Here is a 19105-nt window from a genome sequence, read left to right on the forward strand (position 1 = left end):
CCCGGGGGCACGGCCCCCGCTCTGGGACGAGACAAACGGCCCGCGATGCGCTGCAATGGTCGGATGGAACCCCTGCACGGCGAACGCGTCGAGGACGACGAGTCCCTCGCAGAGCGCACCGTGCGCGCAGCCATCCGCGCGTACCGGTTGCACCCGTTCGACGACGTCGACGCCGCGGTCATCGCCGACGTCGCCGGCGTTCCGCTCGAGACGGTCGAGCGGCTGTTCCCGACCTGGCACGCCCTGCTGCTGGTCACCTACGACCGGTGGGTGCGGCTGCGCGGGACCCGACGGAAGCCCCCGCCGACGTGCATGATCGAGCACGTCCGCCAGACCCTCGCCGAGGACGTCGCCGATCCGGGCCTCGTCCGGGTCCTCGCCGGACTGATCACCGTGGCCAGCTCGGAGTCCGGGTTCGCCGAACTGTTCCGCAAGCGGTTCGAGGAGTACGCCGAGCAGCTGACCGTCGGGCTGCAGCGCGACTTCGACAAGGGCGCCGAAGAGGCCGGGATCCCCGCGTACCAGGCGGCGACGCAGCTGCTCGCGATGTACGAGGGGCTGCAGATCCAGATGCTCGTCCGCCCGCACATCGACGTCCTGGTCGAGTTCGATCGTGCGGCCGACACCCTGCGTCAGGGGTGGAAGCGGCATGCCGTTCCCTCGTGGGACCTCAACGAGACGCCTGTCCGCGTCTGAGGGCCGCGAGCGCGAGCGCACCGCGAACGCGACTCGTGTATCAGGAAAGTGCTTGCCAAGTTGGAAAGTAGTTGCCATACTGGTGTCAACAAGAGGGGACACCATGGACCACACCACCGCACGACCCGGACCCGCCGAGGCGGCCCGACTGCTCGACCAGGCGGACCGGATCGGCCGACGCGCGCACGACGCCGTCCGCTGGCCGTACGTCACGTTCATCACCGCGCTCGGCGTCGCGACGTCGCTCGGCACGCTCGGCATGGGACTCACGACGGGGGACGCGTTCGCCGCGGTCTACGTCGGCACCCTCGTCGCGCTGTTCGCCCTGGTGGTGTTCTTCATGGTGAGCATCCGCGGCCGCTCGGCCTTCGCCCGGAGCCGCCGCTGGACCGTCTACATCGCCAGCTGGGCGGTCACCTACCTGGCGGCGATCGCCGTGGTCGGGTGGGTGCACGGCTCGGTGCTCTGGTCGGGCATCACCTCGGGGCTCGTCCTGCTGGTCGCGCTCGTCTGTGCGGCTCGTGAGGCCCGCTCGTGAGCACCACGGAACGGACGCACCCGCGGCACGAGCTCGACGACCTGCTGCAGCACCCGGTGCGCTTCTCGGTGATCGCCGCCCTGACCCGCGCCGGCACGCTGGGGTTCCGCGAGGTGCGGGACGCGGTCGAGGTCAGTGACTCGGTGCTGAGCAAGCAGGTGTCCGCGCTCGAGGCGGCCGGCTACGTGTCGGTGGGGAAGGGCTTCGTGGGCAAGACGCCCCGGACTTCGATCACCCTGACCGCCTCGGGCCGGGCCGTCTGGGCCGCCCACCTGGACGCGCTCCGCCGCATCGCCGCCGGCTGACCAGCGACGCGAGCTCCGCGGGCCGGCGACGCGAGCACCGCGGGCCGACGGGGCCGAGCACCGCCCCGCTCAGCCCCGCCGCCCCCGCCGCCACGACAGCACCTGCCGCACCGTCACCTTCGACCCGTACTGCGCGACCGAGTGCCGGAACAGGTACTCGGCGAACCACAGCAGCAGCCCGGCGACGACGAACACCTCGACGATGCAGACCACCGACTCCGTCACGGTCAGGGCCCCGACGGCGTTCCGCACCATCGCGGTGATCGGCGTGAAGGTCGGGAAGTACGTGAAGAACTGCGCCACCGGCGACGTCGGCGTCGTCATCACGAAGAACGCCGCGTACAGGGGGATGATCAGCGCGAAGATCGCTGCCGACTGCAGGGCCGAGGCGTCCTTGATCGACGGCACCGCGGCCCCGACGGCGACGAACAGCCCCGATGCGAGCAGCACTCCGCCGACGAGCAGCAGCGCCCCGGTCACCATCCGCCACGGGTCGATGGTCAGCCCGCCGAGCTGCGACGACAGCAGCGGCAGGGCGACGAGCAGTCCGACCAGTCCGGGCACGACGAACACGCTGACCTGCACGAAGCCGACGAGCAGCATCGCGATGACCTTGCCGCGGATCAGGTCGCCCGCGGTCACCGTGGTCAGGATCATCTCGGAGATCCGGTTCTCCTTCTCCTCGACCACGACGGTGACCATCCGGGCGGCGAGCAGGATGACGAGCCCGAAGAACGCGGCGACGAACAGGAACGGCGGCACGACGGACAACCAGCCCGGCGCGACCCGGCCGTCGGCGTAGGTGGTGACGTCGGTGGCGGGCGGGTTGCGGAGCAGCTGCACGGTCTCGGGGTCGTCGACCGACGCGGCGACGCTCTGCTCGAGCACCCGCTGGGCGAGCGACGAGTACACGCCGTTGGCGAAGAGCCCGCGGTCGGCCGCGTCGACCCGGATCGCGGTGGTGGACGGTGACGACGGGAACACGATGAAGGCGTCGAGGTCGCCGGACCGCACGGCGGCGCGGTCTGCGGCGGCGCTGGTGGACGGTGTCCCGCCCCACTTCGCGGCGACGGACTCGGACACCAGGCCGGAATCGTCGACGTAGTGGAACGGTGTCTTCGTGGCCGACGACCCGGAAACCACCGAGTCCGTGCCGGCGGCCTGTCCGATGCCGACGAGCAGCGAGACCACCACGATGACGACCGGCAGCGCGAGCGTGCCGATCCAGAACGCGGGCTTCTTGACCGCACGGACGAACTCGAACCGGACGACCGTACCGAGGTTGCTCATGCCGCTGCCCCGTCGGTCGACGTCAAGGCCAGGGCGTCGTGCCCGTACACCTGCACGAAGATCTCGTCGAGCGGGATCCGGCGCATCTCGAACGCGGTGACGTGCACCCCGGCCGCGACGAGTTCCGCCAGGACGTCCGCACCGTCCGGGGCGGCGGCCTGCGTGGGGACGAGGTAGGCGACGTGCCCTTCGTGCCGGGCGAGCCGGTACAGCGGCGACTTCGGCACCGGGCCGTCGAGCCCGACGCGGGCGACCGCGCCGCCGAAGGCGTCCTGCACGTCGGGCACGGATCCGTAGGCGGCGGCCCGGCCGTCCTTGAGCAGCAGGATGCGGTCGCAGAGCCGCTCGACCTCGTCCATGTGGTGGGTCACGAGGACTACGGTCGCGCCGTCGGCCTTCCGTTCGTCGACCAGGTCGAGCAGGAGCCGCCGGTTCACCGGGTCGAGCCCCTTGGTCGGTTCGTCGAGGATGAGCAGCCGCGGCTGGTCCATGATCGTGATGCCGAGCTGCACCTTCTGCTGCTGCCCGCCGGACAGCTTGTCGACGCGCAGCTTCGCACGGTCGGCCAGCCCGACGCGCGCCAGGTAGTCCATGCTCCACGCGGTCGCTTCGGCGCCGCGCAGCCCGCGCAGACGCCCGAAGTAGGTCATCACGTCGATGACGGATTCCTTGCGGTACAGCCCGCGCTCTTCGGGCAGGTAGCCGATTCCGCCCGTGGCCGGCCGGTAGGGGCGACCGTCGATCGTCAGCGTCCCCGCCGTCGGCGTGGTGATGCCGAGCAGCGCACGGATCGTCGTGGTCTTGCCGGAGCCGTTGCTGCCGAGCAACCCGAACGTCTCACCGGGGGCGACGTCGAACGACAGCCCGTCGACCACGGTGCGATCCCCGAACCGCATCACGAAGTCCTGCACGCCGATGCTCGCCCCGCTCATGCGGCGACCCTACCGGCAGCGGCTGACGTCTCGGATGCCGGTCGCGGCCCGAGATGGTGACCCCACGGCGGACGGGAGGCACGGTGCCTGCCTGCACCGCGCCTCCCGTCCGCCACCTGGTTCCGTCAGGAACGCAACCAGGCCGTCCCCACGCCCGACAGGTCGCCGTCGACCACCGGGGCCGAGGCGAGCAGCAGTTCCCCGGCCGGCAGCGCGAAGGGCTCGTCGCCGAAGACCGTCACGCTCGTCCATCCGTTCGGCCGACGGAACGCGAGCACGTCGTCGCGGCGGGTCTCGATCCACTCGAGCTGTTCCTCGGACTGCAGCTGGCCGCGCAGGCCGAGCGCCTTCCGGTACAGGTGCAGGGTGGAGTCGGGGTCGGCGTCCTCGGCCTCGACGCTGGAGTCGGCGAACCACGCCGGCTGTGGCAGGTGCGAGCCGTCCGGACCGAAGCCGAACGACGAGCCGGTGCGCGTCCACGGGATCGGCACGCGGCAGCCGTCACGGCCGACGTCGACGCCCGGGTTGCGGAAGAACGCCGGGTCCTGGCGGTCGGCGTCCGGGATGTCGCCGACCTCGTGCAGGCCGAGCTCCTCGCCCTGGTACAGGTAGGCGGAGCCGGGCAGGGCGAGTTCGAGCAGTGTGGCGGCCTGTGCGCGGCGCAGGCCGAGCGACCGGTCGAGCGCGTCCTGCGAGCCGCCGGCGAGCAGCCAGGCGCTGCCCTGCTTGTCGGTGCCGCCGGCGCGCGGCGGCAGGGCGTAGCGGGTGGCGTGCCGGACGACGTCGTGGTTGGAGAACACCCACGTGGTCGACGAGCCGGACTGCTCGGCGAGGCCGAGGTTGAACTCGATGATCGTGCGGAACTGCCCGGCGTCGAAGTCGGCCTCGAGCAGGTCGAAGTTGAACGCCTGACCGAGCCCCTCGGCGCTGGCGTAGCGGGCACGGCGGTGGGCGGGGACCCAGGCCTCGGCGACCGCGGTGCGGGCCGGCGTGTACTCGTTGAAGACCGTCCGCCACTCGGCGTAGATCTCGTGCACGTCGTCGCGGTCCCAGAGCGGGTGCGTGCCGTCCTTCGGCATCTCGGCGAGCTCGGCCCAGGTGGGCAGGGTCTCGCCCAGGTCCTTCGCCAGGCCGTGAGCCACGTCGATGCGGAACCCGTCGACGCCGCGGTCGGACCAGAAACGCAGGGTGTGCAGGAAGTCGTCGCGGACCTCGCGGTTCGCCCAGTTCAGATCGGGCTGCTCCTTCGCGAAGCTGTGCAGGTACCACTGGCCGTCGCCGACGGCGGTCCAGGCCGGCCCGCCGAAGATCGAGATCCAGTCGGCGGGGGCGTCCTCGCCGGACGGCCCACTGCCGTCGCGGAACACGTAGCGGTCGCGGGCGGGGGAGCCCTTCGGCGCTGCGAGCGCCTCGCGGAACCACTCGTGCCGGTCGCTCGTGTGGTTCGGGACGACGTCGACGATCACCCGGATGCCCGTGGCGTGCAGTGCCTCGACCATCCGGTCGAAGTCGTCGAGGGTGCCGAGGCGCGGGTCGACGTCGCGGTAGTCGTCGACGTCGTAGCCGCCGTCGGCCAGGGCGGACGGGTAGAAGGGGCTGAGCCAGACGGCCTCGACGCCGAGTGAGGCCAGGTACGGCACCCGCTCGGTGATGCCGGGCAGGTCGCCGATGCCGTCGCCGTTCGCGTCGGCGAACGAGCGGGGGTAGATCTGGTAGACGCTGGCCTGGCGCCACCAGGTCTCGTCGTTCGTGGTGGCGGCGGGCTGGGCGAGGGTGTCGGTCACGTCGGGCCTTTCGTGGGTCGAGGGGTTCGTCGGGTTCGTGGGGTGTGTGTCGGTCGGGTCCGCACCGGCGGTGTCGGTCACTTGATGGCGCCCTGCGTCACGCCCGCCATCACCCACCGCTGGGTGACGAGGTAGACGATGATCGCCGGGGCCATGGCCATCAGGTACGAGGCGAACGACACGTTGTAGTTGTTGCTGAACTGCGTCTGGAACATCTGCTGCAGCACCGGCAGGGTCTGCAAGCCCGGGTCGGAGGTGATCAAAGACGGCATCACGAAGTCGTTCCAGGACGCGAGGAACGCGAAGATGCCGACGGTGGCGCTCATCGGTGCCAGCAGCGGGAACACGAGTCGCCAGAACACCTGTCCCGTGCTCGCACCGTCGATGCGTGCACTCTCCTCCAGTTCCGCCGGGATCGAACGCAGGAAGGCCGTGAAGAGCAGCACGCTGAAGGACAGTTGGAACATGACGTGCAGGATCGCGACGCCGAGCGGGTTGTCCAGGTGCGCGAGCCCGGTGAGCTTCACCTGCGACAGCGCGAGCACCGGGAACGGCAGGAACATCGCGGCGAGCAGGTAGAAGAACGACCAGCGGAACAGCCGGCGGTCCCAGTTCCGGGCGATCGCGTACGCCGTGAACGAGGCGAGCAGGATCGTGCCGACGACGGTGATCGCGGCGACGAACACGGAGACCCCGAACGCCCGCGGGAAGTCGGTCAGCTGCCACGCCTGCACGAAGCCGTCGACGCTGAACGGCGCCGGCAGCGAGAACGCGTTGCCGTCGACCGCCTGGCCGGTGGTCTTGAACGCCATCGTCAGGGTGACGTAGAGCGGCACGAGGACGGTCAGTGCGCAGAGGACGAGGACGACGGTGACGGGCCAGTTGGCGGTGCCGCCGCGCCGACCGGCGGATCGTCCGCCGGCGGATCGGTCGGCGTCGACGGACCGGATGCTGCCGGTCGCGGTGGTCCCCGGTCGCAGGGGTGCTTGCAGGGACATCAGAGCGCTGCCTTCCCGCGGGTCGCCCGCAGCTGGATCACGGCGATGACGACCGCGATGACGAAGAAGATCGTGGCGTTCGCCATCTGGTAGGCGTAGTCGCCGCCGTTGAAGCCCTTGAAGATCGACATCGCGACACTGGTGGTCGAGGTGCCGGGGCCGCCGTCGGTCAGGCCGACGATGATGTCGTACGAGTTCAGGAAGTTCTTGAACCCGATGACCAGGTTGATCAGGATGTAGCCCGCGGTCAGCGGTGCGGTGATCGAGACGAGTTGGCGCCAGGCACTGGCACCGTCGAGGGCCGCCGCTTCGTACACCTCGCCCGGGATCGAGAGCACCCCGGCGATGTAGATGAGGAGCGTCGACGGGATCGCCTGCCACGCGGTGACGACCACGATCGCCAGCCAGGCCAGATCGGGGTCCGCCAGGATGCTCTGCTCGAGCGGGCCGAACCCGATCGCCGTGGCGAAGGCCGGCAGGCTGTTCGCGAACAGGAACGAGAACACGTACGCGATGACGATGCCCGAGATCACCATGGGCAGCACGAACACCGCGCGCAGGGCGATCTTGCCGCGGATCTTCGACGTCAGCGCGATGGCGAGCAGGAACGCGATCGCGTTGACGACGATCACGGTGACGAGCGAGAACCCGAGCGTGAACAGGTACGCCTGCAGGATCGCCGGGTCGGAGAACACCGCGATGTAGTTGGTGAGCCCGGTGAAGCGGAACTCGCCGAAGCCGACGGAGTTCGTGAAGCTCAGCACGATGCCCATCACGGCCGGCAGCGTGATGGCGAGCGTGAAGAGCACCAGCGTGGGCAGCAGGAACGCCAGGAACAGTGGGTCGACGCGGGGCTTCCGGCGTCCGTCCCGCAGTCCCTTCCGTCGTCCGGCCTGGAGGCCCGGGGCGGCCCCGCCACGGCGGCGGCGGTCCGCCGTCGTGATCGATTCGGTGGTCGTGGTTGCCATTCGGACGTCTCCTTACGCGGCCGTGCGGAGCGCGAGACGCGCCCAGTCGGCGTCGAGGGTGCGGAGCTGGCGCTGCGGGTCGCCGCCGAAGGCGATCGACTGCGCGGAGTTCGCGACCGGGATCTCGGCGGGGATGAGCTGCGAGGCACCGAGGTAGAAGGCTGCGTCGTCGTAGTACGACTGCATGCCGCGCAGGGCGGGGTTCGACGCCGGGGGAGCGTCCTTGCGAACGCCGAAGCCGTTGTTGTCCGCGTTGTACTGGTCGTTGACCTTCGACTGCATCAGGAAGGTCAGGAACTCGCGGGCGGCCTCCTGCTTGCGCGACGCCTCCGGGATCCAGAGGGCCAGGTCGACGTTCACGCGCACCTTCCGGTCGGCCGGGTCGTCGGTGACGGGCAGCGGGAAGGTGCCGAGGTCCATGTCCTTGTTCGTCTTGGCGATCTCACCGAGCGCCCACGGTCCCTGCAGGTACATGCTCGCCTTGCCCTGGGCGAAGGCGAGGTTGCCGTCGCCGTACCCACGGCTCGCGGCGCCGTCCTGGTGCCAGGCGCGGAGTCGCACCATGCGCTCCATCGGCTCCCGCAGGTCGCGCTCGAACGAGACGGCCGATCCCGTTCCGACGTTCGTGCCCTCGCGCCGCAGGGCCTCGAAGGTCGCCGGGGTGTCGATCATGCCGCCGATCGAGTAGTCGAACATGCCCTGGGCGATCGTCCAGTTGTCCTTGAACGTGCCGTAGATCGGCGCGATGCCGGCCTTCGTCAGTCGTTCGCACACGTCGGCGAACTCGCTCCACGTCGTCGGGACCTCGAGCCCCTGCTCCGCGAACAGTGCCTTGTTGTAGATCACCGACGCCGCGGTCACCGAGTAGGGCAGGGCGCTCTTCCGGCCGGGGTAGTCGGCGGTCTGCTCCATGAGCGGCCACAGGTCGGGGTTGATGGTGTCGGCCTGCGGCAGGTCGGACAGGTCCGTCAGCGCACCGTGCTCGACGAACGGCACGACCGAGAAGTTGTAGTTCCAGCAGCCGAGGTCCGGCGGTCGGTTCCGGACGAAGTTCGCGGACATGCTCGAGGTCGAGTCGCGGACGACCCGGATCTTCGACTGGGTCTGGTGGAACCGTGCGATGAGCTCGTCGAAGTAGCCGATGACCTCGGGCTTCGACACGTAGAACGTGATGGTCTCCGGCCTGGCGCTCGAGGACCCGATCGGGGCGCACCCGGCGAGCGCGAGGCCCGCCCCGATGCCGCCCGCTCCCAGCAGGAACGAGCGTCGGCTGACCGAGGCTGCGTTCCTGGCGGTGGCGTGTGCTTGCACGTCGTCTCCGTCCGTCCGGACCCGGCGTCCCTGCCGTTCCGTCCCGCGAGCGGCTCCGATGCAGCCCGCGGAACTAAATGTAGCGAGAAAATCTAATTCTGCAAGGAACTCGTCGCACGATAGGGTCACGGCATGCCGCCACCCCGTGGAACGAGCGCAGAGACGCTGCTCGCGTACGCCTTCGACTCCGCGGCGTTCACCGCGACCGAGGCGATCGACGCCACCGGGCTGACCCGGTCGACCGTCCTGGGTGCGGCCGAGGAACTCGTCCGGCTCGGCTGGCTCCGCGAGCTCGACGACGCCCGTGCCGCGGGGGAGTACCGGATGGGACGCCCCGCCCGGCGCTACGAACTCGACACCGTCGCCGGGGTCGTCGTCGGCGTGGACGCCGGCCAGCACCGGGTCACCACCTTCGTCGCCGACCTGCGCGGCACCGTCCTGGGCCGTGCCGAGGGGGCGCTCGGTGCATCTGGCCTCGACGTGCCCGTGCGGCTCCGGGTCATCGCCGACACCGTGGCCGCTGCGCTCGCTTCGGCAGGCGTCGACCGCACCCGGGTCCTGGTCACCGTCGTGGGTGTCCCCGCACCGGTCGACGCCGCCGGTGCCTCGCCCGACGACGGCGGCTTCTGGGTCCGGATGAACCCGGGGTTCGACGGCACCGTGCCGGGCGGGCGGGTGCTCGTCGAGAACGATGCGAACCTCGCCGCGCTCGCCGAACGGCCGTCCTCGGGTGACGCGTCCTTCGCGGCGCTGCTGTCCGGCGAACGCTACGGCGCTGGCCTCGTCGTCGACGGGGTCCTGCTGCGCGGCGCCCACGGCGGAGCGGGGGAGATGCGGGTGCTCGAGCTCGTCGAGGGCGTCGGTTCGTCCGCCGGCATCGGCGCCGTCGCCCGAACCTTCGTGGCCGACGCCGTCGCCGCGGGGCGCATCCCCGCGGACGCCGCGCTCGCCGCGGACGCCGCACTGGTGTTCGCGGCCGCACGGAGCGGTGATCCGGTCGCGCGCACCATCGTCGACCGCCTGGGCGACCGCCTGGCCCGGGTCTGCGTCCTGCTCGCGAGCCTGCTCGACATCGACCGCGTGGTGGTCGCCGGCGCGATCGCCCAACCGGCGGTCGCCGTCATTGACCGTGCCCGCGACCTGCTCGCCGAGGGGCACTTCGACCCGGTGCCCGAACTCGTCGCGTCGTCGCTCGGCGCCGACGTCGTCGTCATCGGGGCCGTGGCCCACGCGGTCGATGCGGTGCGGGCCGACCCGCTGTCCTTTCCGCTGCTCAGCCGGGCAGCGGCACCTCGTGGTCCCGGTCCCACGGTTCCGTCCAGCCGAGTCGGTCGAACAGTGCATCCAGCAGCATCGCGGTGAAGCCCCACACCAGGTGGTCGTCGCCGTCGGCCTCGATCGTGAACGCTGCTCCGCGCCACTCCTGACCACCGCGGCGGATCACCGTCACGCCGCGGTTCGCCGGGTCGAGCAGATCGGCAACCGGCACCCGGAACACCGCGGCCGACTCGTGCTCGTCGACGACGTGGATCGGTGACGGGTCCCGCCACCAGCCGATGACCGGCTGGACCAGGTGGTTCGAGAACGCCAGCGGTACGGCGGGCAGGGGGCCGAGCACCTCGACGCCGGCGGGATCGAGGCCCGTCTCCTCCTGCGCCTCGCGCAGTGCGGCGGCGACGGCGTCCACGTCGCCCGGGTCGATGCGCCCGCCGGGGAACGCGACCTCGCCGGCGTGGGCGCGCAGGGTCGTGGCCCGGGCGAGGAGCAGGACGTCGAGGTCGCGCGGGACCCCGGGTGCCGTCGCGGGTCGGTCGCTCGGGATGCGGTCGAGGACGCCGAAGAGCATCAGGACGGCCGCCCGTCGCGGGGTGGACGTCCCGCCGGGTTCGCCGATCGGCCCGGCGTCGCCCCAGCCGTCCGCAGCGACCGCGGCGAGTGCTGCCCGTGCTGATCCGTCGTGCGTCACCCGTTCACCATAGATGCGGCCACCGGGAGCTCCGGTGACGCTGGCGCGCAGGAAGCTTCACTGGGGATTGTTCGGGCGTCTCCTGGGAGCGGGGCAGGTGGGAACTGTGGGAACCGGAAGCGCCTCGGTGCCCCGTTCGCAGCGGGCCACCGCCACGATGGCAACGTCCGCCGGGAGGCCCCATGTTCCACGATCTGCTCCGACCCCTGTTCCACATCGCCGTCGTCGCACCGTCCGTGCTCGTCCCGGTCGACGTCATCGCGGTGCTCCTCACCGTCGCCGCGCTCCTGCCCGCGTTCGGTCGTCGCTCCCGGCACCCGGTCCGGGGCCTGGTCTGGCGGCTCGGCGCCATGGCCGTCGGAGCCGTGCTCGGCTTGGTCGCGGTGTGGTGGTTCGGCGACGTGCAGGACCTGTACGGGGTGTCGTTCACGCCGGTCACCCGGATGTGGGTGGCCTTGGCCTTCGGCGGTGTCGGCCTGCTCGTCGTGGTCGTCGTCCAGGGCGGCTGGCTGCGCCGCGTCCTCGGCCTGCTCGCGGCGGTGGCGGTGGCGCTGGCCGCCGTCCTCGGCGTCAACGTCGACTTCGGCGCGTACCGCACGATCGAGCAGGCCGTGACGACGGATCCGTACCCATCCGGTCCGCTGGGACACGAGACGGGGGTGGGGCGCGCCTCCAGTCCGGTGGTGGACCCGGCCACCTGGCGGGCACCCGCCGGCATGCCGCGGCGTGGGAAGGTGCTCTCCGTCGACATCCCGTCGACCGTCTCCCACTTCCACGCACGGCCGGCGGTCGTGTACCTGCCGCCCGCAGCACTGACCGAACGACCGCCGACCCTGCCCGTCCTGATCAGCCTCGCCGGGCAACCCGGCCAGCCGAGCGACATGTTCCAGGCCGGCCGGCTCGGCGCGGTGATGGACGCCTTCGCTGCGGCACACCACGGGCTCGCCCCGATCGTCGTCGCACCCGACCAGCTCGGAGCGCCGGACCGCAACCCGATGTGCGTCGACTCGTCCCTCGGCCGCTCCGCGACGTACATCATGACCGACACCACGAACTGGATCCGGCAGCACCTGCGCGTCGGAGCGTCCCCCTCCGCCTGGGGCATCGTCGGGTTCTCGCAGGGCGCGACGTGCGCCATGCAGTTCTCCACCGCACACCCCGGCGTGTTCGGCACGACCTTCGCCATCTCGAGCGAGCTCGCACCCCTGAACGGCTCCGTCCAGCACAGCATCCAGTACGGGTTCGGCGGCTCGGCCTCGCGGTACGCCGCAGCGGCACCGCGGGCGATCATGCGTGCGCACGGTCCCTACCCCGGGCACCTGACGGTGTTCGCCTACGGCAGCGACGACGCCCCCTATGTCGCGTCGACCAGGGCACTCCGCGCCGCCGCGAACGCCGCCGGCATGCAGACCCGGCTGTTCGTGTCCGAGGGCTCCGCCCATGACTGGAACACCGTCCGCTACGCCCTGCGCGTCGGGATGCCCGGCGTCATCGCGCACCTGGGCCTCCGGTGAGCGCGATGGCCGCGGCCTTCGCATGGGCGAGACCGAAGCGTCTCGTGCCGGTGGCCCGTCGGTACCCGCTGACGAGCGTCGTCTCGGCCCTGACGGTCGTCGCCGGCATCGCCGCCGTGGTGCTCCGCTGCGTCGGTGCGCACGACGGCCGGACGCCCGACTCCCTGGGCGGGACGATGGGTCCGCTCGGCGTGGTCGCGGTGACGAGCAGCGTCGTCGGGTTCCTCGTCACCTTCGTCGCCGTCGTGGTGTGCACCGGGGCGTCCGAACGGCTGCTCGGCTGGCGGCGCACCCTGCTCGCGATGGTCGTCACGACCGTCGTGGGGACCGGCCTCGGAGCCGTGCTGCAGCTGTTCGACGGCGCCCCGGCGAACCGCGGTTTCCTCGTGCACCTGGGGCACGTCGGACCCTGGACGTGGATCGTCGGCACCATCGTCACCGCGAGCGCGTTCGCCGGCGCCCTGTGGCGACGCCGGATCCGGGTCGTGTCGATCGCCGTCGTCGCGGCACTGCTGCTCTACGCCGGACACGCGTCCGACCTGCACGCGGCGCTCGCCCTGGTCGTCGGCCTGGTGCTCGGTCGCGTGCTGCGACGGTCCCCGGTGCGGAGCGGCTGGACGCGGAGCTCCTCACGCGAGACCCGGGTGCTGCTGGTGGCCGCGGTGACGGTGTCGGCGGTCGGACCCGTGCTCGCGCTCGTCACCGGTGCTCAGTTCGGACTGCTCGCCCCGCTCGCCGTGGTGCTCGACACCGGGCCGACCGGGAGGATGCCGCACTGCTCGGTGACCGGGGTGACCGCCAGCTGTGTCCGGGCGCTCGCCGCGGTGCACCCGCACGGCTTGTTCCAGTCGCTGCTGGCCGTGATGCCGCTCGTGGTCCTGGCGGTCGGCGCCGTGGGACTCCGGCGTGGCAGCCGGTTCGCGCTGTGGCTCGTGGTGACCGTCGACCTGATCACCGGCATCGCGACCGCCGTGTCGTACGGGGTGCTGCCCGAGCGGCACCACGCCGTCGTGCAGCGTCTGGCGTCGGACCACCTCGCGGTCTCGCTCTCGCTCGTCGCATCGGTGCTGGTCCCGATCGCCACCGCCGTGGTGCTCGTCCTGCGCCGCGCCGACTTCCCGGTCCGGACCGACCGGCGACGACTGCTGACCTTCGCGATCACGGTCGCCGGCGCGGCCCTGGTGCTCGCGGTCGTCGTCGTCGGCGTCGCCGTGGCCTCGGGCGACAGCGTGCGGGAGCCCCTGCACCTGGCGCTCGCCGTGCTCGGCCCGATCGCCCCCGTGACCCTGCCCACACACCTGGCACTGGCCGAGCCGGCGCTGCGGTTCGTCGTGGGCATCTCGGGCCCACTCCTGTGGCTCGCGGTGGCGATCGCCGCGGTCCGGCCGACCGGTGCCGGACGCTCGGACAGTGACCTCGACGGGCAGGACGCCGACCGGGTGGCCGCTCGTGCCCTGCTGGTCGCGGGCGGTGGCGACACCTTCGGGTGGATGACGACCTGGCCCGGCAACGAGTACTGGTTCACCGAGGACGGCCGCGCCGGGGTCGCGTACCACCGCACCGGCAGCGTCGCCGTGACGACCGGCGGCCCCTTCGGCCACGAGGACGCCCGGCTCGCAGCACTCGAGGGCTTCGCACGGGCTGCGGACGACCACGGTTGGACGCCCGTCTTCTACGGCATCGACGCCACCCTCGGTGCTGCACTCGCACGACTGGGCTGGACGACCCTTCCCGTGGCCGAGGACGCCGACCTCGACCCGCGCACCTGGACGACCACGGGCAAGCGCAAGCAAGACGTCCGCACGGCCGTCAACAAGGCCGCACGCTCCGGCACCACCGCGCTCTGGTCGGACTGGGCCTCGCTGCCCGGCTCGGTCACCCGCCAGATCGAGGCGATCTCGGAGGAGTGGGTCGCCGAGCGCGAACTGCCCGAGATGGGGTTCACCCTGGGCGGGATCGACGAGATGCGCGACCCCGCCGTCCGCACGCTCGTCGCTCTGGGCGAGGACGGCACCGTGCTCGCCGTCACCAGCTGGCTGCCCGCCCACCGCGCCGGCCAGGTGGTCGGCTGGACGCTCGACGTGATGCGCCGCGCCCCGGACGCCCCGAACGGCGTCATGGAGTTCCTGGTCGCGAGTGCGGTCGACCGGATGCGCGCCGACGGGGCCGAGCGGCTCAGCCTGTCCGCGGCACCGCTCGCGTCCTCGGCGGAACCGCAGACCGGCGGCCGGAGCGGCGTCGAATCGGTCCTCGACGTCGTCGGCGGAGCCCTCGAACCGGTCTACGGGTTCCGCTCCCTGCTGCGCTTCAAGGCGAAGTTCGGCCCCGACCTGCACCCACTGGTGATGGCCTACCCGGACCCGGTGGCGCTGCCCACGATCGGCGTCGCCATCGTCCGCACCTACCTGCCGGGGCTGTCGCTCCGCCAGGCGGTGGCGATCATGCGCGAACGGCGTCCGGCGCCCGCAGCCCGGGCCGAGCAGCCAGCCGCGCGCGTCGGCTGAACCGGACGGCTCCCCAGCGCCGTCGGTACGTTCGGTGCATGGGAACCGAACGCGCCGACGGACCGGCGGTGGACGAGCACGATCCGTACGAACGTCGCCCCGGCTACGTCACGAGCGTCGACGGCCGGACCGACCGGATGACCACGGACATGTTCGCGGGCGTCGTGGTCGGGTTCGTCCTGCTGCTCGTCTTCGGGTTCTTCCAGCTCGTCGAGTGGATCGCGATCGGAGCGGCCGTCGTCATCGGTGCGGCGGTGTGGTTGGTCCTGCGCAGCCGTCGACGGCGTGCAGATCGTCGCGCGGGTCGGTCCCCCGACGCCGTCCCACGTGCGCGTGACCGCGCCATCGCCGAGGCGAACGGTGGCCGCCACTTCTTCGTCGCCCAGAACCCGGTCGTCGTCATCGTGATGGGCGCGATCTTCATCGCTGTTGCGGTCGCCCCACTGCTGTTCGGCGGGTTCTCCGTCGGCCGGATCGTGACCGGGGTCATCGTCGTCGCGAGCGGCGTCCTGTGCATCGTGCAGGGGATCGGCACGCTGCGGGTGCGCCGCCGGGAGCGCAGCGGCGGCTGAACCGCGGTCGGCGGCCCGCCCGAAGTGGGCGCATCGGCGTGGCCCGGTGGCCAATAAGCTCACTTCCGTGACTGCAGTGCAGACCGGTCGACGCTTCGGCGCGACCCGAGGCGAATTCGCGCTCCTGATGACCGTGACCGTCGTCCTCGGACTCGTGGTCCCGGCCGGCGGGCTGCTCGCCGCCTTCGGCTCGCTGCTGACCGGCGTCCGCGACGACCGTCGCCGCGTCCGCGCCCTGTTCATCGTCGGCCTGGGCATGTTGGTGCTACAGGTGGCGTTCGTCGCCGTCGCACTCTGGGGCCCGGTGCAGGTGTGCAACTCGACGAACGGCAGCCCCGAGACCTGCCAGACGTACTGGCCCTGGGAAGGCTGACGCGTCTTCGACGCGACCACAGGGCGGACGGGAGGCCCGGTGCCAGCTGGCACCGTCCCTCCCGGCACGGCCGTCGCCCCGCTGGCGCGGTGCGCCGGTACCGGCGGGTGGGGCCCACCTCCCGGCACGGCCGTCGCCCCGCTGGCGCGGTGCGCCGTGTCAGGATCGGCCGTCGCACGACATCTCTCAGTGAGCGACCCTGCTCCCACCGAAGGAGAGAACCGATGAACACACGAACCCGCTTCAGCGTCACCGCGGTGGCTGCCTGCGTCGTGGTCGCCGCCCTCAGCGGTTGTGCTGCGAGCACCCCGACTCCGGCGCCGTCCGCCACCACGGCGATGACCGGGGACAAGACCCCGCTCCCGTCCCCGTCCCCGACCGCGACGGACGCCGCGACCACGGACGACCAGACTCCGTCGACGTCCCCGTCGAAGGAGCCCGGGACGTCGGCGCTCGCGCAGCACATCTACGACGAGTGCAGCAAGGGGGCCGCGGACGCCGGGGTCACCCTGACCTTCACGGACGACCCGTCGGGGTACCCGGGCAGCGACGGGACCTACCAGCTCGTCTACCCCTTCACCTTCGACGACGGGCACACCGATCCGTACGCCGTCTACAACTGCACGCTCACCGACGACACGGTGGACTCCTCGTACGTCAGCAGCGGGATGACCGACAGCCACTGACCACGTGGAGGTCGCTCCGGACCTCGGACGTCAGGGTGACGACGCGGGGATCCCCCAGCGTGCCGGGCAGTCTGACGAACGGCGCGGGGCCCAGCGTCGTCGGCAGTTCGGCCGCGCGCACGCCCGGCAGCGGCTGTACGAACACGAGCGACCAGCAGCCGCTGTCCGGCCACGATCGCAGCCCGGCGGCAGCTCGGGCGCCCCGGCGTCATGCCGTCGAACCCGCTGGCACGGTGATCGAGCGGCGTTCCATGAGCCGCCACGATCCGCCGAGCAGCGGCGTGAGCGTCACGACGGTGTACACGACCGCGACGACGGCGAAGGTGGCCTCGACCCCCACTCCGTCGGCAGCGAGCCCGGCGAGCAGGCCGCCGACGGGGATGCCCGCCCACGCGCCGGCACCGAGCAGGCCGAACACCCGCGCGCGCATGTGCTCCGGGATCCGCTCGAGCTCGACGGCTCCGAGGATCGGGTTGATCGAACCGGCCGCGAGCCCGGAGAGTGCGGCGGACGCGAGCATCCACGGCAGGCCGAGCCCGAGCGCCGGAACGACCAGTGACGGCCCACCGGCGAGGACGAAGCACAGGGCGAAGACCACCCGTCGCGGCACGCGGTGCGCCACGTACCCGAAGGCGACGGAGCCGAGGAACGCCGCACCCCCGAAGACGCCGGTGACGAGCCCGACTGCCTGCGCGCCGCCGAGCCGCTGGTCGGCGTAGAGCGGCAGGAGCGTGGTCGAGCGTGCGGCGTCGAGCAGGTTCGTCACGAGCACCAGCGCGACCACGAGCCGGAACAGGGGGTCGCGGACGCAGAACCGGAACCCGTCGGCGATGTCACGCCAGTACCCCTGCGACGCCACCGGCTCGGCGGATTCGACCGGTGCCGCTGCGCCACGGACCGTGACCGCCATCAGCAGCGCGGCTGCCCCGAAAGCGATCGCCACGCAGGCGAGGCCCGGCATCGGACCCGTGACGGCGACCAGGGTCCCGCCGAGCGGGGCGCCGATCAGCACCGACAGCCGTGACGAGGCCTCGAAGTGGCCGACGGCGCGTTCCAGCGGCACCCCCGCCGTCGTCGCCAGCCCCGGCAGGAGCACCCGTCGCGCGGACTCGCCGGGGGTGTCGAACAGGCCGCTGACGAAGACGAGCGCGAGGAGTGCCCAGAACGGCAGCCCGACGGTCCAGGCGAGCACCGGCATCGCGAGCAGCGTGAGCCCACTGATGAGGTCGGAGGCGACGCTCGAGCGGACGAAGCCCACCCGCTCCACGAGGGCACCACCGAACGGGCCGCCGAGCACGATCGGGACCGTCGCCATGAACGCGGCGATGCCGACGTCGGTGGCGGAACCGCCGCGCGCCAGGACGGCGAACGGCACGGTGATGGTGGTGACGACGTTCCCGATCCGTGACACCACCTGCACCGCCAGCAGCGCGCGCAGTTGTGCGCGGGGGCTCAGCTGCGCGGCCATCGGTACGCCTGGTTCAGCACGAAGACCTGCTCGGAACCGTCGTCGGCGCTGTGCTCGGCGGCGACATCGGCCCAGCGGTCGACGACCTGACGGAGTTCCTCGCCCATGTCCTGGAGTTCAGCCGCCGTGAGCCGGAGCACTCGGTCGGTGCTCGAGGACGCCGCCACCCACTCGCGGCCGAACGTCGGCGCGTGGTCGACGAAGGCCTCGTAGTTCGCCGCGTACACACGGGCGACCGCGTGGTCGAGGGCGTTCGTGGCGAGCAACCGCTCCGGGTCGTCGAGCGCGTCGGCGAGCTCCCACACGGAGGCCTCGTGCGCGGCTCGCCACCAGCGCTCGCGGCGGTCCGTGCCGGCGTCCGGAGCGGGTTCGATGAAGCCTGCAGCCGCGAGTCTGGTGCAGTGGTAGCTGATCGTGCCCGGAGCCTCGTCGATGACGTCGCCCAGCGTCGCGGCGGTCTGCGGGCCGTTTGCCCGCAACAGGCCGAGGATGCGCAGGCGCGTCGGGTGGGCCAGGGCGCGCATCTGGGCGGGGTCGTCGATCCGTCCTGCAATCATGGTGCGACCCTACATGCACAAGGAGTGTTGTGGAGTTTCCCGGGGCGTATCCGTTCCCGAACCGTGAGGATTGCGGCGACGTGGAGCTCGAGACCGACGGCGCGCTCCCGGCTGAGAGTCTGCAGTGCCTGACGGACGCGAGCGGAGCCGGCAACGTGGCGTCACTCGCCTGGGTGCGGCGGACGACCGAGGGCGATCCGACCCCGTACTTTGTCCAGACGGACGGGGCAGGGGCGACGGTCGCGTCGACGGCGGCCTACGACACCTACGGCCAGGGCGGGTGGCGCGAGTACGGGCGTCCGCACAGTGGGTCGCACGAGCGGAGCGATCTGAACACCGTGTGAACGACCAAACCGGTCACCACGGTGGCCCCGAACGACTCCACGGTGGCCGAAGTCCGGCCGCCGACAGTCGACGAGGAGCTTCCCGTGAAGAAGAACACCCGCATCCTGAGCACCGCGACCATCGCCGTGGCGCTGACGCTCGGCGGTCTCGCAACGAACGCGACCGCTGCGAACGCCGCCGAGGACACCTCCACGAACGCGACGTCCCCGGCACTCATCCAGGGCCCCCTCGTCCAGGGCCCGCTCATCGACATCGGCGGGATCCTCGACTCGCTCCGCATCGGTCAGTTCCAGTAGCG

Annotated in this window: 20 protein-coding genes; 11 read left to right on the plus strand and 9 right to left on the minus strand. The window is 71.7% G+C overall.

Going from position 1 to position 19105, the window contains the following annotated elements:
- Positions 1-63: 63 nt before the first annotated feature.
- The 3 genes from H489_RS34375 (at position 64) to H489_RS34385 (ending at position 1539) form a co-directional block, all read left to right on the plus strand.
- Complete coding sequence (locus H489_RS34375) at positions 64-696, plus strand: TetR/AcrR family transcriptional regulator (protein WP_017888413.1); 633 nt, start codon at positions 64-66, stop codon at positions 694-696.
- Between the two features lie 103 nt (positions 697-799).
- Entirely contained in the window at positions 800-1234 is a 435-nt protein-coding gene (locus H489_RS34380) for a hypothetical protein (RefSeq protein WP_017888414.1), read from the plus strand.
- A complete protein-coding gene (locus tag H489_RS34385) occupies positions 1231-1539 on the plus strand; it encodes a winged helix-turn-helix domain-containing protein (protein ID WP_017888415.1) in 309 nt (102 codons plus the stop codon). The genes H489_RS34380 and H489_RS34385 overlap by 4 nt, the downstream gene beginning before the upstream one ends.
- A 69-nt stretch (positions 1540-1608) precedes the next feature.
- Here the strand turns inward: H489_RS34385 and H489_RS38395 are convergent, their stop codons facing one another.
- The 6 genes from H489_RS38395 to H489_RS34415 form a co-directional block, all read right to left on the minus strand.
- Positions 1609-2829, minus strand: coding sequence for an ABC transporter permease (locus tag H489_RS38395; RefSeq protein WP_017888416.1), 1221 nt, complete (start codon positions 2827-2829; stop codon positions 1609-1611).
- Positions 2826-3761, minus strand: coding sequence for an ABC transporter ATP-binding protein (locus H489_RS34395; RefSeq protein WP_017888417.1), 936 nt, complete (start codon positions 3759-3761; stop codon positions 2826-2828). The genes H489_RS38395 and H489_RS34395 overlap by 4 nt, the downstream gene beginning before the upstream one ends.
- 125 nt (positions 3762-3886) lie before the next feature.
- Positions 3887-5545 carry a glycoside hydrolase family 13 protein gene (locus H489_RS34400; protein ID WP_031260399.1) on the minus strand — a complete coding sequence of 553 codons (1659 nt, stop codon included), beginning with the start codon at positions 5543-5545 and terminating at the stop codon, positions 3887-3889.
- Between the two features lie 77 nt (positions 5546-5622).
- Positions 5623-6543 (minus strand): carbohydrate ABC transporter permease, encoded by a 921-nt coding sequence (locus tag H489_RS34405; RefSeq protein ID WP_017888419.1) that lies wholly within the window; start codon positions 6541-6543, stop codon positions 5623-5625.
- Positions 6543-7511, minus strand: a complete 969-nt coding sequence (locus tag H489_RS34410) for a carbohydrate ABC transporter permease (protein ID WP_017888420.1) — start codon at positions 7509-7511, stop codon at positions 6543-6545. The genes H489_RS34405 and H489_RS34410 overlap by 1 nt, the downstream gene beginning before the upstream one ends.
- 12 nt (positions 7512-7523) lie before the next feature.
- Complete coding sequence (locus H489_RS34415; RefSeq protein ID WP_017888421.1) at positions 7524-8822, minus strand: ABC transporter substrate-binding protein; 1299 nt, start codon at positions 8820-8822, stop codon at positions 7524-7526.
- A 132-nt stretch (positions 8823-8954) separates the two neighbouring features.
- Between H489_RS34415 and H489_RS34420 the strand changes: the two genes are divergently transcribed.
- Positions 8955-10184, plus strand: coding sequence for an ROK family protein (locus H489_RS34420; protein WP_017888422.1), 1230 nt, complete (start codon positions 8955-8957; stop codon positions 10182-10184).
- On the opposite strand, the gene H489_RS37450 is transcribed toward H489_RS34420, so the two are convergent.
- On the minus strand, positions 10096-10788 hold the full coding sequence (locus H489_RS37450) for an NUDIX hydrolase (protein ID WP_081612352.1): 693 nt from the start codon (positions 10786-10788) through the stop codon (positions 10096-10098). The genes H489_RS34420 and H489_RS37450 overlap by 89 nt on opposite strands.
- A 182-nt stretch (positions 10789-10970) precedes the next feature.
- Here H489_RS37450 and H489_RS34430 point away from each other — a divergent pair, with 182 nt between their 5' ends.
- The 5 genes from H489_RS34430 (at position 10971) to H489_RS34450 (ending at position 16437) form a co-directional block, all read left to right on the plus strand.
- On the plus strand, positions 10971-12302 hold the full coding sequence (locus tag H489_RS34430) for an alpha/beta hydrolase (protein ID WP_017888425.1): 1332 nt from the start codon (positions 10971-10973) through the stop codon (positions 12300-12302).
- Between the two features lie 5 nt (positions 12303-12307).
- A complete protein-coding gene (locus H489_RS34435; RefSeq protein ID WP_081612353.1) occupies positions 12308-14806 on the plus strand; it encodes a bifunctional lysylphosphatidylglycerol flippase/synthetase MprF in 2499 nt (832 codons plus the stop codon).
- A gap of 38 nt (positions 14807-14844) precedes the next feature.
- Positions 14845-15378, plus strand: a complete 534-nt coding sequence (locus tag H489_RS34440; RefSeq protein WP_017888427.1) for a hypothetical protein — start codon at positions 14845-14847, stop codon at positions 15376-15378.
- Positions 15379-15445: 67 nt separating this feature from the next.
- Entirely contained in the window at positions 15446-15751 is a 306-nt protein-coding gene (locus tag H489_RS34445; protein ID WP_139179816.1) for a hypothetical protein, read from the plus strand.
- A 224-nt stretch (positions 15752-15975) separates the two neighbouring features.
- Positions 15976-16437 carry a hypothetical protein gene (locus tag H489_RS34450; RefSeq protein WP_017888429.1) on the plus strand — a complete coding sequence of 154 codons (462 nt, stop codon included), beginning with the start codon at positions 15976-15978 and terminating at the stop codon, positions 16435-16437.
- A 208-nt stretch (positions 16438-16645) separates the two neighbouring features.
- Here the strand turns inward: H489_RS34450 and H489_RS34455 are convergent, their stop codons facing one another.
- Positions 16646-17905, minus strand: coding sequence for an MFS transporter (locus H489_RS34455; protein WP_017888430.1), 1260 nt, complete (start codon positions 17903-17905; stop codon positions 16646-16648).
- Positions 17890-18462, minus strand: a complete 573-nt coding sequence (locus tag H489_RS34460; protein ID WP_031260402.1) for an ArsR/SmtB family transcription factor — start codon at positions 18460-18462, stop codon at positions 17890-17892. Before H489_RS34460 ends, H489_RS34455 begins: the two co-directional genes overlap by 16 nt.
- 80 nt (positions 18463-18542) lie before the next feature.
- Between H489_RS34460 and H489_RS34465 the strand changes: the two genes are divergently transcribed.
- Complete coding sequence (locus H489_RS34465) at positions 18543-18806, plus strand: hypothetical protein (RefSeq protein ID WP_042538212.1); 264 nt, start codon at positions 18543-18545, stop codon at positions 18804-18806.
- Between the two features lie 84 nt (positions 18807-18890).
- Complete coding sequence (locus H489_RS34470) at positions 18891-19103, plus strand: hypothetical protein (protein ID WP_139179817.1); 213 nt, start codon at positions 18891-18893, stop codon at positions 19101-19103.
- Positions 19104-19105 lie beyond the last annotated feature (2 nt).

The organism is Curtobacterium flaccumfaciens UCD-AKU, assembly GCF_000349565.1.
In the GTDB taxonomy this organism is placed as follows: domain Bacteria; phylum Actinomycetota; class Actinomycetes; order Actinomycetales; family Microbacteriaceae; genus Curtobacterium; species Curtobacterium poinsettiae.

What these genes read in the sequence shown, in the direction of transcription:
- H489_RS34405 (WP_017888419.1), bottom strand. Translation starts at nt 6,543, where the DNA reads ATGTCCCTGCAAGCACCCCTGCGACCGGGGACCACCGCGACCGGCAGC.
- H489_RS34460 (WP_031260402.1), bottom strand. Translation starts at nt 18,462, where the DNA reads ATGATTGCAGGACGGATCGACGACCCCGCCCAGATGCGCGCCCTGGCC.
- H489_RS34380 (WP_017888414.1), top strand. Translation starts at nt 800, where the DNA reads ATGGACCACACCACCGCACGACCCGGACCCGCCGAGGCGGCCCGACTG.
- H489_RS34375 (WP_017888413.1), top strand. Translation starts at nt 64, where the DNA reads ATGGAACCCCTGCACGGCGAACGCGTCGAGGACGACGAGTCCCTCGCA.
- H489_RS34435 (WP_081612353.1), top strand. Translation starts at nt 12,308, where the DNA reads ATGGCCGCGGCCTTCGCATGGGCGAGACCGAAGCGTCTCGTGCCGGTG.
- H489_RS34450 (WP_017888429.1), top strand. Translation starts at nt 15,976, where the DNA reads ATGAACACACGAACCCGCTTCAGCGTCACCGCGGTGGCTGCCTGCGTC.
- H489_RS34410 (WP_017888420.1), bottom strand. Translation starts at nt 7,511, where the DNA reads ATGGCAACCACGACCACCGAATCGATCACGACGGCGGACCGCCGCCGC.
- H489_RS34395 (WP_017888417.1), bottom strand. Translation starts at nt 3,761, where the DNA reads ATGAGCGGGGCGAGCATCGGCGTGCAGGACTTCGTGATGCGGTTCGGG.
- H489_RS34440 (WP_017888427.1), top strand. Translation starts at nt 14,845, where the DNA reads ATGGGAACCGAACGCGCCGACGGACCGGCGGTGGACGAGCACGATCCG.
- H489_RS38395 (WP_017888416.1), bottom strand. Translation starts at nt 2,829, where the DNA reads ATGAGCAACCTCGGTACGGTCGTCCGGTTCGAGTTCGTCCGTGCGGTC.
- H489_RS34420 (WP_017888422.1), top strand. Translation starts at nt 8,955, where the DNA reads ATGCCGCCACCCCGTGGAACGAGCGCAGAGACGCTGCTCGCGTACGCC.
- H489_RS34455 (WP_017888430.1), bottom strand. Translation starts at nt 17,905, where the DNA reads ATGGCCGCGCAGCTGAGCCCCCGCGCACAACTGCGCGCGCTGCTGGCG.
- H489_RS34430 (WP_017888425.1), top strand. Translation starts at nt 10,971, where the DNA reads ATGTTCCACGATCTGCTCCGACCCCTGTTCCACATCGCCGTCGTCGCA.